The 11,754-nt window shown below is 70.1% G+C and carries 10 protein-coding genes; 2 read left to right on the forward strand and 8 right to left on the reverse strand.

Translation table 11 applies throughout. The features are described 5' to 3' along the window. Positions 1–131 precede the first annotated feature (131 nt). From ASF16_RS06065 to ASF16_RS06080, 4 genes are all read right to left on the reverse strand, one after another. On the reverse strand, positions 132–920 hold the full coding sequence (locus tag ASF16_RS06065; protein WP_056164285.1) for an anti-sigma factor domain-containing protein: 789 nt from the start codon (positions 918–920) through the stop codon (positions 132–134). Beyond that, on the reverse strand, positions 917–1,486 hold the full coding sequence (locus ASF16_RS06070) for a sigma-70 family RNA polymerase sigma factor (RefSeq protein ID WP_056164578.1): 570 nt from the start codon (positions 1,484–1,486) through the stop codon (positions 917–919). The genes ASF16_RS06065 and ASF16_RS06070 overlap by 4 nt, the downstream gene beginning before the upstream one ends. 159 nt (positions 1,487–1,645) lie before the next feature. Beyond that, the gene (locus ASF16_RS06075) at positions 1,646–2,233 is read right to left on the reverse strand and encodes a DUF3455 domain-containing protein (protein ID WP_056164288.1); all 588 of its coding nucleotides are present in this window, start codon (positions 2,231–2,233) and stop codon (positions 1,646–1,648) included. Between the two features lie 167 nt (positions 2,234–2,400). After that, positions 2,401–3,165 (reverse strand): GGDEF domain-containing protein, encoded by a 765-nt coding sequence (locus ASF16_RS06080; protein WP_056164291.1) that lies wholly within the window; start codon positions 3,163–3,165, stop codon positions 2,401–2,403. Positions 3,166–3,389: 224 nt separating this feature from the next. On the opposite strand from ASF16_RS06080, the gene purT reads away from it, so the two are divergent. Next, on the forward strand, positions 3,390–4,592 hold the full coding sequence (purT, locus tag ASF16_RS06085) for a formate-dependent phosphoribosylglycinamide formyltransferase (RefSeq protein WP_056164294.1): 1,203 nt from the start codon (positions 3,390–3,392) through the stop codon (positions 4,590–4,592). Positions 4,593–4,670: 78 nt separating this feature from the next. Here purT and ASF16_RS06090 read toward each other — a convergent pair whose 3' ends face one another. Then, the gene (locus ASF16_RS06090) at positions 4,671–5,615 is read right to left on the reverse strand and encodes an ATP-binding cassette domain-containing protein (RefSeq protein WP_056164297.1); all 945 of its coding nucleotides are present in this window, start codon (positions 5,613–5,615) and stop codon (positions 4,671–4,673) included. A 305-nt stretch (positions 5,616–5,920) separates the two neighbouring features. Here ASF16_RS06090 and ASF16_RS06095 point away from each other — a divergent pair, with 305 nt between their 5' ends. Further along, positions 5,921–6,568, forward strand: coding sequence for an FMN-binding negative transcriptional regulator (locus tag ASF16_RS06095; RefSeq protein WP_056164300.1), 648 nt, complete (start codon positions 5,921–5,923; stop codon positions 6,566–6,568). 129 nt (positions 6,569–6,697) lie between these two features. Here ASF16_RS06095 and ASF16_RS06100 read toward each other — a convergent pair whose 3' ends face one another. From ASF16_RS06100 to ASF16_RS06110, 3 genes are all read right to left on the reverse strand, one after another. Further along, positions 6,698–7,834, reverse strand: coding sequence for a GGDEF domain-containing protein (locus ASF16_RS06100; protein ID WP_056164303.1), 1,137 nt, complete (start codon positions 7,832–7,834; stop codon positions 6,698–6,700). Between the two features lie 33 nt (positions 7,835–7,867). Further along, positions 7,868–9,349: an AMP nucleosidase gene (locus ASF16_RS06105; protein WP_056164306.1), complete on the reverse strand. Its 1,482-nt coding sequence runs from the start codon at positions 9,347–9,349 to the stop codon at positions 7,868–7,870. Positions 9,350–9,430: 81 nt separating this feature from the next. Further along, positions 9,431–11,746, reverse strand: a complete 2,316-nt coding sequence (locus ASF16_RS06110; RefSeq protein ID WP_056164309.1) for a S41 family peptidase — start codon at positions 11,744–11,746, stop codon at positions 9,431–9,433. Positions 11,747–11,754: the final 8 nt, after the last annotated feature.

The following is an 11,754-nucleotide window of genomic DNA, read 5'->3' on the forward strand; positions in this document are numbered from 1 at the left end:
TCGAATTGCTGCGCAATTCGGGAAGGGGGACACCGCCAGCGCGGCGGGGCGGCCCTTGCGCGGCGGTCGCTGGTTGAGAGCGTGCTTTTTTTAGGTGCGGGGGCGACTGGTTACGTCAATGACCCAAGCCGTCAAAGCACCTTGACTGCGCGGCCGATGAACTGGATCGGGCCGGTGGGTTTGCCGATGGGGGAGCCTGTGGGTGGCTCCAGGGTCAGCTCGAAGAGCTGGTTGGGCTGCAGCGGCGGGAGCTTGTCGAGCTGCAACTGCAGCGGCTGGCCGGGCTGCACCAGGCCCAGGGAGACGGGGCCGTTCCAGTCGTCGGCCTTGGTCCAGAATTCCAGCGCCTTGCCGGCGGGCACCTCGGCCACGCCCAGCGGGATGAGGCTGATGGTGCGTGGCGAACTGGCCTGCACCACCCAGCCCGGCGCCTTGTCCTGCGGTGCCACCAGCACCACCATGAACTGCGTGGGCGCGACCTGTGGGGCGGTGCGCGTGACCAGCACTGCCGCCAGCACGGCGGCCATCGCAAAGCCCGATCCGGCCAGCGCGCGCCACAGGCCCAGGTGGTTCCACCAGGCCGATGCGGACTTGGCGGGGTTGGTGCGGGCACTACGTGGGGCGGTGGCCTGGGGCGCGGCCACGGTGTCCGGGCGGGCGGCCTGCAGGGACGCATCGATGCGCCTCCACAGCGCGGGCGATGGCGTCACGGGCTCGGCCAGCTGGGTCAGGGGGTGCAGCCGGGCCTCCCAGGCGAGCACGGCGTGCTGCAGCGCGGGGTCGGTGGGCAGGCGCTGCTCCAGCGCGCGGCGCGCGGCGGCGGGCAGGGTGCCCAGCACGTACTCGCCGGCCAGGACGTCGTCGTCCTGCGGTGGCAGGGGTGCCGCGTTGTCAGTGTGGGTGTGCGTGGGCCCGGTCATGCCATGCACTCCCGCAGCGAGGTCAGGCTGCGCCGTATCCAGGCCTTGACGGTGCCCAGCGGTGCGCCCAGGCGCTCGGCGATCTCGCCGTGGGAGCAGCCGTCCACATAGGCGTGCAGCACGCAGTGGCGCCGCGCGGGGTCCAGCGCTTCCAGGCAGTGCTGCAGACGGCCCAGGCTGGCGTTCAGCTCGAAGGCCTCGGCCACCTCGCGGTGGGCGAGTGCGGCCTGCGCGTCCTGCAGCGCTTGGGTGGTGTCGTCGTCCACATCGGCATGGCGGCCCGCGTCGCGCACGGCGTTGAGCGCCAGGTTGCGCACCACGCTGTAGATCCAGCCGCGCGCGCTGCCGCGCTGGGCGTCGAAGCTGGCAGCGCGGGTCCAGATGTTCAGGCAGGCGTCGTGCACGATGTCCTCCGCCAGGGCGCGCTGCCGCACGATGCGCAGCGCCACGCCCAGGAGCCGGGCGCCTTCGTGTTCATAGAGCCTGCGCATGGCCTGGCGGTCGCCGGCCGCGCAGGCGGCCAGCGTGGCTTCGTAGTCGAGGTCAACAGGCGGCTCGTGGGGCACGGTGGGCAGGTGTGGGGGCGCGTCGGCGGGATGGGCGGGGCTGCCGGGGAAGCCCCGGCGGCACACATCGTACCGGGCAATGCGCCCCACACCCGCGCAGTCCTGGGCAGCCCAAGGGAATTAATGGGCGGCCCCGCAGGGCTGCAGTGGGGCGCAGGCTTACGCGGCCTTCCAGAAGATGTAGTCGGCCTGGTACTTCACGATCTGGCGCTCGCCCTTGTTGGTGGCGGTGCAGGCGGCGGCAGGTGCCACGCCGCCCTTGAGGGCCACGCGCTGGATGTAGGTCACGCCCGTCATCGCGCCCGAGCCCATGGCCGGGTTGGCCTTGACCAGCTGGTAGGGCAGGTTGCCGGTGCCCGATGGCGCCACGGCCAGCTGGGTGGCCGTCAGCTTGGAGCCGTCTTGCGACTCCCACGTGGCGGGCGGGCCGTAGTAGGTGCCCACTTGCTTGCCGCTGCGGTCGTTCAGCACAGCCTTGGGGCCCACGAAGAACCATTCGGTCTGGCCGGGGGCGTTGGCCTTGTCGCGGCATTCGTAGGTGATCTCGCCCACGCCCACGGTTTCCATGGCGACCTTGTTGCCCGCGGGCACCTTGATGGTGTCGGGCAGGCTGTCCTGCGAGTACATCGGGGCGCGCGAGGACGAGGAAGACGAAGACATCGATCCGCAGGCCGTCAGCAGGGCGGCGGCCGTCACGGCGCCAGCGATGGCCAGGGTGCGCGAGGACAAGGTCAGGGTGGTGTTCATGGCGTTCTCTTTCTTCAGTTGGGTGGAAAGGACAGCGGCCGATAAAGCTCGGCTGCTGCAGGTACTACCCGCGAGAACGCCATTTGGATGCAGGCTGCGCGAAATATTTTTTTATTGGCCCGCCACCGGGGTGGGCGGCGTGCACGCAGGCCGGCGCATTGCCGGCCTCAGCCCGTGCGCAGTGGCGCCTGCTTGGGCGAGTAAGCCCACACATTGCGCCCGCGGTGCTTGGCCTCGTACAGGCCCGCGTCGGCAAAGGCGATGAGCTCGTCCACGGTCTGCCCATGCTCCGGAAAGTGCGAGATGCCGATGCTGGTGCCGATGTCGGCCTGCCCCGCCGCCAGCGGAAACGGCTGGTTCAGCGCGGCCACCATCTGGCTGGCAATCGCCTGGGCCGATGCCGCATCGGCACAGCGGGGCAGCACGCACAGAAACTCGTCGCCGCCCAGCCGGGCCAGCGTGTCGCCCTCCTGCAGGCAGGTGGACAGGCGCTGGGTGACCTGCACCAGCAACTCATCCCCCGCGGCGTGGCCCAGCGTGTCGTTGACCTTCTTGAACCGGTCCAGGTCCAGGAAGAACACCGCGAACTGCACCTGCCGCGTGCGGGCGTCGGCCACGGCCTGGCGCAGCCGATCGCGCGCGATCATGCGGTTGGGCAGGTTGGTGAGCGGGTCCAGGTTGGCCTGCTCCAGCTCGCGCCGGGTCTGGTCCAGGTCCTCGATGCGGCATTCGAGCTCGAACTCGCGCGCCTCGAGCTTGACCACCATGTGGGCGAACGATTCGGCCAACTGGGCCAGGGTGCTGTGCGCAGGCAGTTGGCCGGTCATGGCCATTAGCGGTTCGACCGCATGCAGGTCGCCCTGGTGGGCGATGCGCTGCATCACGTCGTTCAGGCGCTGAAGAAAAAGCTGGTCGTGGTCGCCGGAGGTCAAGGGGGCTCCATGGGTGGGTGCGCGTGGCGGGGGCTGTCCGGCGGGCCGGGGCAGGCCGCTATCGTAGGAAAAGGGCGGCAGGGGCGCAAGCACTTGCGCGACCGGGGCGCGGTCGGCGGGGCGGGCGGGTGCATTACAGTCGCCTGCACCGACCCGCCAGCCCATCGACCGAGTCCGCGCGCGTGGGTGCAGCCCCCAACCCTTCGATTTTCTGAAAGCCTGACATGACCACCCTCGGAACCCCCCTGTCGCCCCATGCCACCAAAGTCATGCTGCTGGGATCGGGCGAGCTGGGCAAGGAAGTGCTCATCGCGCTGCAGCGCCTGGGCGTTGAGACCATCGCGGTAGACCGCTACGACAACGCACCCGGCCAGCAGGTGGCGCACCATGCGCGCACCATCACCATGAGCGACCCCGCACAGCTCAAGGCGCTGATCGAAGCCGAGCGCCCGCACCTCGTGGTGCCGGAGATCGAGGCCATCGCCACCCCCATGCTCGAAGAGCTGGAAGCCGCCGGCACCGTGCGCGTGATCCCCACCGCCCGCGCCGCACGCCTCACCATGGACCGCGAAGGCATCCGCGTGCTGGCGGCTGAAACGCTGGGCCTGCCCACCAGCCCGTACAAGTTCTGCAACTCGCTCGAAGAGCTGCAGGCCGCCATCGACGCAGGCATCGGCTACCCCTGCATCGTCAAGCCCGTGATGAGCAGCTCCGGCAAGGGACAGAGCAAGATCGACGGCCCCGCCGACGTGCAAAAGGCCTGGGATTACGCCATGGCCGGTGGCCGCGTGAGCCACGGGCGTGTGATCGTCGAGGGCTTCATCGACTTCGACTACGAGATCACCCAGCTCACGGTGCGCTCGGTCGGCGCGGACGGCCAGATCGAAACCCACTTCTGCGACCCCATCGGCCACGTGCAGGTGAGCGGCGACTATGTGGAAAGCTGGCAACCCCACCCCATGCACCCGGCCGCGCTGGAAAAGTCGCGCCAGATCGCCAAGGCCGTGACGGACAACCTCGGCGGCCAGGGCTTGTTCGGCGTGGAGCTGTTCGTGAAAGGCCAGGACGTGTGGTTCAGCGAGGTGAGCCCCCGCCCGCACGATACGGGCTTGGTCACGCTGTGCACCCAGCACCAGAGCGAGTTCGAGCTGCACGCCCGCGCCATCCTGGGCCTGCCGGTGGACACCCGCCTGCGCAACCCCGGCGCCAGCGCCGTGATCTACGGCGGCGTGGAGGCCCAGGGCATCGTGTTCGACGGTGTGGAAGAGGCCCTGCGCGTGCCCGACACCGACCTGCGCCTGTTCGGCAAGCCCGAGAGCTTTGCCAAGCGCCGCATGGGCGTGGCCCTGGCGCGTGCGGCGGATGTGGAGACGGCCCGCACCAACGCCAAGCTGGCGGCCAGCAAGGTCAAGCCACGGATGGCGTAAGCGGGCGGTTGTGGTGAAAAAGGCCGCTACCGATCGTTGGTCGGCCTTTGTTTGCTGCAAAATTAGTAGCAATCTCTGTCAACCGTCCTCGCGGATCTGGCGGCCCGTGAGTTTCAGGAACAGGTCCTCCAGGTTCGCCGGCCGGTGCAGCGTGCGCAGGTGCGGGTGCGCGCCCAGCGCCTGCAGCAGCGGCTGGGCGTTCTGGGTGTAGAAGAACACCGTCTCGCCGCTGATCTCCACGCGCGCCGCCAGGGCGCGCAGCGCGGCGTCCTCGGCCAGCGCCACCGCGCCCAGGCCGAAGACCTCCACCACATCAGGCTCCAGGTGCTGCGCGATCAGTTCGCGCGGGCGGCCTTCGGCGATCTTCTTGCCGTGGTCCAGCACCAGGAGGCGCGAGCACAGGCGCTCGGCCTCGTCCATGAAGTGGGTGGTCAGCAAAATCGACTTGCCCTGCTGCAGCAGCAACTGCAGGCGCTCCCACATCAGGTGGCGGGCCTGGGGGTCGAGGCCGGTGGTCGGCTCGTCCAGCAGCAGCAGGCGCGGGTCGTTGACGAGGGCGCGGGCCAGGCTCAGGCGCCGCTTCATGCCGCCCGACAGCTCCCCGGGCTTGGCGTTGGCCTTGTGCGTGAGTGCGGCGAATTCCAGCAGGCGCGGCACCCGCTCGTCCATCACCGCGCCCTTGAGGCCGAAGTAGCGGCCGAACACGCGCAGGTTCTCGGCGCAGGTGAAGTCCGGGTCCAGCGTGTCGAACTGCGTGACCACGCCCAGCTGCGCCTTGATGGCCAGTGCGTCGCGTGGCATGTGCAGGGCCTGCGCGCCGGGCTCGGCAAAAAAGCGCACCGCCCCGCCGTCCGGCGCCGTGAGGCCCAGGCACATGCGGATGGTGGTGGTCTTGCCCGCGCCGTTGGGGCCGATGACGCCCAGGCATTCGCCCGGGGCGATGGCAAAGGAGACATCGTTCACCACGGTCGCGTCGCCGTAGCTTTTGCGCAGTTGCTCAACTTCAAAGAGTGCGGAGGTCATGCACCGATTGTGTGCGATGCGGGCGCCCCGGGCATGGCACCCCTGCGTCGCGCCCGCGACGGCCGCCGGCGCTGGCCTGCGGCATGGTGCGTGGCATGGGCCCTTGCCAAGCCATCGCGTGCCCCATTGTGACGCATACCATGAGGCCCGCGTTGGAGAGGTCTGCGGCACCGCGCTGTCATTCCCCGCATGCAGGCAGTGGGGGCTATGCCCCGCTGGGCGCGGGCCGGCACGGTGCCAGATTGAGCCCAGTCGACGCCGCCTGTTTCAGGCCGCCATGCAAACCTGAATCGGAATCCACACTTATGCACAGCCAGCCACTCTTCCAAGTCGATGACCTGAACGAATTGCACGGCCTGATGCGCGCCCACCCGCTGGCCACCGTGGTCACGCTGTCCACGGTGCCTGCGCTATCGGATGCAACCGGTCTGCAGGCGGACCTGCTGCCGCTGGAGGTGGTGGCAGCACCGGGCGGCGCGGTGTGCCTGCGCGGCCATGTGGCGCGGTCGCACGCCATGGCGCAGTCGGTGCTGAGTGGTGCCGAGGTGCTGGCGGTGTTCCAGAGCCCCAATGCCTACATCTCGCCGCGCTGGTACGTGAACGGCCAGCGCAGCGGGCGGCTGGCGCCCAGCTGGAACTACGCCGCGGCCGAAGCGCGTGGCCGGCTGCGCTGGGTGGACGATGCCGGCTGGATGCGCTCCCACCTGGGAGCGCTGGCCGCAGCGCAGGAAAGCGGCCGCGCGCAGCCCTGGTCCCTCGGCGACGCGCAGCCGGCCTTCATCGATGAGGCGGCTGCACGGCTGGTGGGGTTCGAGGTCACGGTGGACCGGTTGGTGGGCAAGCGCTTCCTGTCGCAGCAGCGCACCGAGGCCGACCGGCGCAGCGTGATCGCGCACCTGCTGCAAGAGCCTGGCGGTGCGGCGAGCGACGTGGCCCGGTTGATCGTGCCCTGACGCGTGCCCTTCGGCCCGCCGCACGTCTCAGCGAAGCGGTCAGTCCGCCAATTGAATGGAAAAAATGCCCCTACCGCTGGATGGGAGCGCGCTAGCAGCTATCAAAAAAATAGCATTCACACCCAGGCGCTAGGACGCTGCCATCAGCCGCCCCCGGCCCGCCGTCTTGGCCTCGTACAGCGCGATGTCGGCGCGGGCCATCAGCGCTGCCAGGTTGGCCTCGCCGGGCACCAGGGCCGCCATGCCCACGCTGTAGTTCAGCACAAAGCCCAACTCGGCTGCACTCGCATCCTGCAGGCGGTGGCGCAGGCGCCGGTCAAACGCCACGCCTGCAGCGGCCGTGTTGTGCAGCATCAGCACGGCAAACTCCTCACCGCCCAGCCGGGCGATCAAATCGCCGCTGCGGCAGGTGTCGCCCAGCAGGCGCGCAAACAGCTGCAGCGCGCGGTCGCCCGCGTCGTGGCCGTGGGTGTCGTTGATCTGCTTGAAGTGGTCCAGGTCCAGCATCAGCGCGGTCAGCGGCAGCCGGTGGCGCCAGGCGTGGGCCAGCAGGTTGTCGCCCTGGTTGCTGAAGCCGCGCCGGTTGAGCAGCCCGGTCAGGCCGTCGGTCATGGCCAGCGTGCGCAGCTTCTGCTCGGCCTCGTAGCGCCACGCCACCAGCACGGCCACTGTGCCCAGCACCAGGCTCACGTTGGTGGCAAGGGCCGCCGCCAGGTTGATCGGATGCGGCGATCGAAAGCTCGGGTACTCGTCGGTAAAGGCGCCCAGCAGGCCGCGCGCCAGGGTGAACACGGCGGACGTGAGCAGGCAGCCCAGCAGCACGCTGCGCCAGCGCACGTCGGCCAATATCAGCGGGTACAGCGTGGCGCGCGCCACGATGCACAAAATGGCGGCCATGAGTCCGTTGGCCCAGCCCACGCGCCAGGCGTAGTGGTCGAAGCCGAGCGCATAGCCCAGTGGCGCGGCGACCACCAGCGCCAGCAGCAGCCGGCGCAGCGGGCGCGGGCCCAGCCATTCTTCCAGCGCCCGGTACAGCATCCACTGCGCAGCGGCGTTGCAGGCGATGGACACGGTGGACAGCGTGCGGTCCCACAGCGAGCTCGACGCGATGATCGCCGCCCAGGCCAGCGCCTGCAGCAGCAGGCTGGCCTGCACATGGCGCGCCGCCCGGCTCACGTCCCGGCCCATGATCAGCGGCAGCGCGGCCGAGATCATGAACAGGTTGGCCGCCATCGCGGTCATGAGCGTGAGGAAGTCCAGGGGCATGGACGGGCGGCAGGCCTGCGGGGGCGGGTCCGCTTATTGGAAGGCCACTTCGGCGAAGCTGCGCAGCTTGCGGCTGTGCAGGCGGTCCACCCCGCCGTTGCGCAGGATCTCGATGGCCCGCATGCCGATGCGCAAGTGCTGGTCCACCCGCTCGCGGTAGAAGTGGTTGGCCATGCCGGGCAGCTTGATCTCGCCGTGCAGGGGCTTGTCGCTCACGCACAGCAGCGTGCCGTAGGGCACCCGAAAGCGGAAGCCGTTGGCCGCGATGGTGGCGCTTTCCATGTCCAGCGCCACGGCGCGGCTCTGGCTGAAGCGGCGCTGGGGCATGTTGTCGGGCAGCAGCTCCCAGTTGCGGTTGTCGGTGCTGGCCACGGTGCCCGTGCGCATGATGCGCTTGAGCTGGTCTTCGGGCACCTGGGCCACGTCGGCCACGGCCTGCTGCAGCGCCATCTGGATCTCGGCCAGCGCCGGGATGGGCACCCACAGCGGCAGTTCCTCGTCCAGCACGTGGTCCTCGCGCACATAGGCGTGGGCCAGCACGTAGTCCCCCAGCTGCTGGCTGTTGCGCAGGCCGGCGCAGTGGCCCAGCATCATCCAGGCGTGCGGGCGCAGCACGGCGATGTGGTCGGTGATGGTCTTGGCATTGGCCGGGCCCACGCCGATGTTGACCATGCTGATGCCGCTCGCGTCCTTGCGCACCAGGTGGTAGCCGGGCATCTGCGGCAGGCGCGGCGGGGCGTTGCCCAGCTCGTCGCCGGGCTGCGCGGGCAGGCCGGTGCGGCGGGTGACCACGTTGCCGGGCTCGATGAAGGCCACGTACTCGCTGTCGGGCTTGGCCATCTCCGAGTGGCCCAGCCGCACGAACTCGTCGATGTAGAACTGGTAGTTGGTGAACAGCACGAAGTTCTGGAACCACTCGGGCGCCGTGCCGGTGTAGTGGCGCAGGCGGTGCAGCGAATAGTCCACGCGCGGCGCGGTGAACAGCGACAGCGGCTGCGCCTCGCCCGGGCGCGCCTGCCAGGTGCCGTTGGCGATGCCGTCGTCCATGGCGGCCAGGTCGGGCAGGTCGAACACGTCGCGCATCAGCATGCGGCGCTCGGCCGTGAGCGTGCCTTCGATGTGGTCGTGCTCGGCGAACGAGAAGTGGATGGGGATGGGGTGGGCGCTGGTGCCCACCTCCAGCTCGACGTTGTGGCTGGCCCGCAGCAGGCGGAACTGCTCGGCGTAGTACCGGGCGAACAGGTCGGGCCGGGTCAGCGTGGTCTCATACCGCCCCGGGCCCTCGACGAAACCGTAGGCGAGCTTGGAATCCGCCCGCGCCACGGTGGTGGTGTGCACCCGCACGAAGGGGTAGAAGGCGCGCACGGGGCTGGTGGGCGTCTCGCCCGCCACGAAGCGCTGCATGGCCTCGCGCAGGTGGCCGATCTGTTGCTGGTAAATGCGCTGCACCTGGGCCAGCGCTTCGGCCGGGTCGGTGTGGCGGGTGGGGGCGTGGAAGTCGGGGATGAGGGGCATGCTGTATTTTCGCTTGCCCGCAGTCCCGCAGAAGCGCGGGCGGTCTTTTTTAGGAGGAAGAAGCCGCGGCTGCGGCCCCCATCAGCGCGCCTGGGGCCTGCCGTCCAGCCACTGCACGGCGGCATCCAGCACTGGATCGCCGCCGGTCATGGCCCGCTGCACCAATGCGGCATCGACAGGCACCCGCAGGTCGGGCTCGACACCCTTGCCGAACACGTAGTGCTCGCCGTTGGCTCCAAGCTCAGCCACAGTGGGCGCATGCACGACGACGTCTCCCGGCAGCAGGATGCGCGTGGTCATGCCGACCGCACCGGGCGTGGGCTCGGTGGCCACGACGTGGGCCCGGCCGGCCTTTTGCAGCCATGCAGAGAACATTTCGCAAGGGCCCGTGCATTCCGGGCCGGTCAGCAGCACCAGCGGCGCGCTGTAGTAGCCCGTGCCCTGGGTGAACAGCGGCAGTTGCGGCGGCAGGCCCAGGCTGCCCCGGGTGCGCCACACCTTGGCGGTGGCATCCACCTGCCGCTGCGCGTAGCCCTGCAGCTTGAGCGGGCGGTCGTACGAGAAGAACGACGCCGCATAGTGCGGCACCAGCTGGTAGGCACCATGGTTGGCGCCGCGCAGGTCCAGCACCAAGCCGCGCAGGCGGGCCTGGTTGGCGGCGGCCAGGCTGCGTTCCCACACGTCCAGGTTGCCGCCGCCGTCGGCAAAAGAGCTGAGCACGATGTACCCGTACTGCCGGCCCGACGGACCGCGCAGCTGGAATGCCGACAGCGACTCGTTGTTGGGCGCAGCGCTGGCCGGCGCAGGCTGCTCGGCCAGGCGCTGGCGCAGGTCGACGGTCAGGTCCTTGCCGTCCTGGCGCACCTTGAGCACCATGGCATCGCGTTCGTAGGCCATGAGCTTGAGCGCGTCGTAGCGCCGCCCGGCCTCGGTGGGCCGGTTGGAATAGCGCGATGCACGGCCGATGTAGCGGGACATGCTCTCGCCGTTGACCTCGACGATCTCGGCCCCAGGCCGCAGCCCGGCCAGGTCGGCGGCCGAGCGCGGCGCCACGCTGCCGACCAGGGCCCGGCCGTCCGGCAGCCACCAGACGCCTGGCAGCGGCAGCGGCGTGATGCCGCGCGGCTGCGATTGTCCAGACAGGCCGGTGTCCAGCCCCGCGGTCAGCCCCTGCGAGCCGCCCGCGCCCCGCAGTTCGACCCGGAACAGCCCGTCCTGCAGGCGTGCGCCGATGTCGGCATAGATGCGGCCCGTGGCCTGGCGGTCTTTTTGGTCGCCAGCCTGGCGGACCCGGTCGGCCAGCTCGCCCTGCAGCCGCCCCCAGTCCATGGGCTGGGCGCTGCGAAACGGGTAGCGCTCTTGCATGACGCTGGTGAATGCCTTGAAGGCGTCGGCAGGCGCCAGGCGGGACAGGTCGATGTCGGTCGTCGATTGCACGCTGTATTGCGACAGCGCGATTTCGCGGCTGCGGTCAAAGCTGAAACCGCGGCTGTCCAGCGTCACTACCGTATAGCCGCGCGGCAGCCGCACCATGGGGTCGTCGGCCGTGAAAAGCCGGCCATCGGGGCCGAAGCCCGAAGGGAAAGGCGCGCCCGCTTCGCTCGCCCACACCAGCAGCTTGCCGCCCACCGGCTCCATGGCCAGCTCGGGCTGCAGCGGCCACTCCATCTGCACCGAGCTGGTGGTGAGCATGGCGTGCTGCTCGATCGGGTCGAGCGCGCGGCGGCCGGCGCGGCGGGGCAGATTGGCATGGACCGACAGCGCGAAGATCTTCACGCCGGGGCCCGAGGCGCGCGCACGGCCCGAGCCCAGGTCGAACAGGGTGCCCGGGGGCGACGACGGCAGGTCGATGGACACGGCCGAGCTGTCCGCGCGGGGCGTGGCCAGCAGCTGGTCTTGCGGCGGCGTCACGTGCGCGGCTTGCCGCTGGATGAAGTAGGCGCCCTGGTCCAGCAGTGCCACGAGGGTGCTGCTGGCGGCCATCGGGTCGCCCGCGCCGCGCTCCAGCGCTGCGATGAGCCGCAGGGGGCCGCCTTCGTCGCGGGCCATCACCGCAGGCCCGGTGGGGGCCTGGAACGGCGTGCCGTTGCGGTTGTTCCAGGCCTGGCGACCGGCGTCCATGACCTGGCCGCCGGTGGACATCACCTGCTGGCCCGTGGACACCGCGCTTTCACCCCGGCTCATCACCTCGCCCGCGCGGCCGATGTTGCCGAGCATCCCGCCTTGTGCCAGCGCCCACAGGGGCGTCAGCGCCAAGGCCACCAGCACCGCCGCGGCCTGCGCGCGGCGGGTTCGCGCACGGCCACCGCGCGCTGTGCGGTGCTGCGGCGCAGCGCCCGGCAGAGGTCCCGCAGCGCGGTGGGTGAACGGGTCGCAGAGCAGGCGGACGATGGACATGGTGGCGT

The organism is Acidovorax sp. Leaf78 (assembly GCF_001422735.1).
Classification (GTDB): domain Bacteria; phylum Pseudomonadota; class Gammaproteobacteria; order Burkholderiales; family Burkholderiaceae_C; genus Acidovorax.

Excerpts from the sequence above, each read along its gene's own strand:
- ASF16_RS06065 (WP_056164285.1), bottom strand. The coding sequence starts at position 920 with ATGACCGGGCCCACGCACACCCACACTGACAACGCGGCACCCCTGCCA.
- ASF16_RS06075 (WP_056164288.1), bottom strand. The coding sequence starts at position 2,233 with ATGAACACCACCCTGACCTTGTCCTCGCGCACCCTGGCCATCGCTGGC.
- purT (WP_056164294.1), top strand. The coding sequence starts at position 3,390 with ATGACCACCCTCGGAACCCCCCTGTCGCCCCATGCCACCAAAGTCATG.
- ASF16_RS06090 (WP_056164297.1), bottom strand. The coding sequence starts at position 5,615 with ATGACCTCCGCACTCTTTGAAGTTGAGCAACTGCGCAAAAGCTACGGC.
- ASF16_RS06095 (WP_056164300.1), top strand. The coding sequence starts at position 5,921 with ATGCACAGCCAGCCACTCTTCCAAGTCGATGACCTGAACGAATTGCAC.
- ASF16_RS06100 (WP_056164303.1), bottom strand. The coding sequence starts at position 7,834 with ATGCCCCTGGACTTCCTCACGCTCATGACCGCGATGGCGGCCAACCTG.
- ASF16_RS06105 (WP_056164306.1), bottom strand. The coding sequence starts at position 9,349 with ATGCCCCTCATCCCCGACTTCCACGCCCCCACCCGCCACACCGACCCG.
- ASF16_RS06110 (WP_056164309.1), bottom strand. The coding sequence starts at position 11,746 with ATGTCCATCGTCCGCCTGCTCTGCGACCCGTTCACCCACCGCGCTGCG.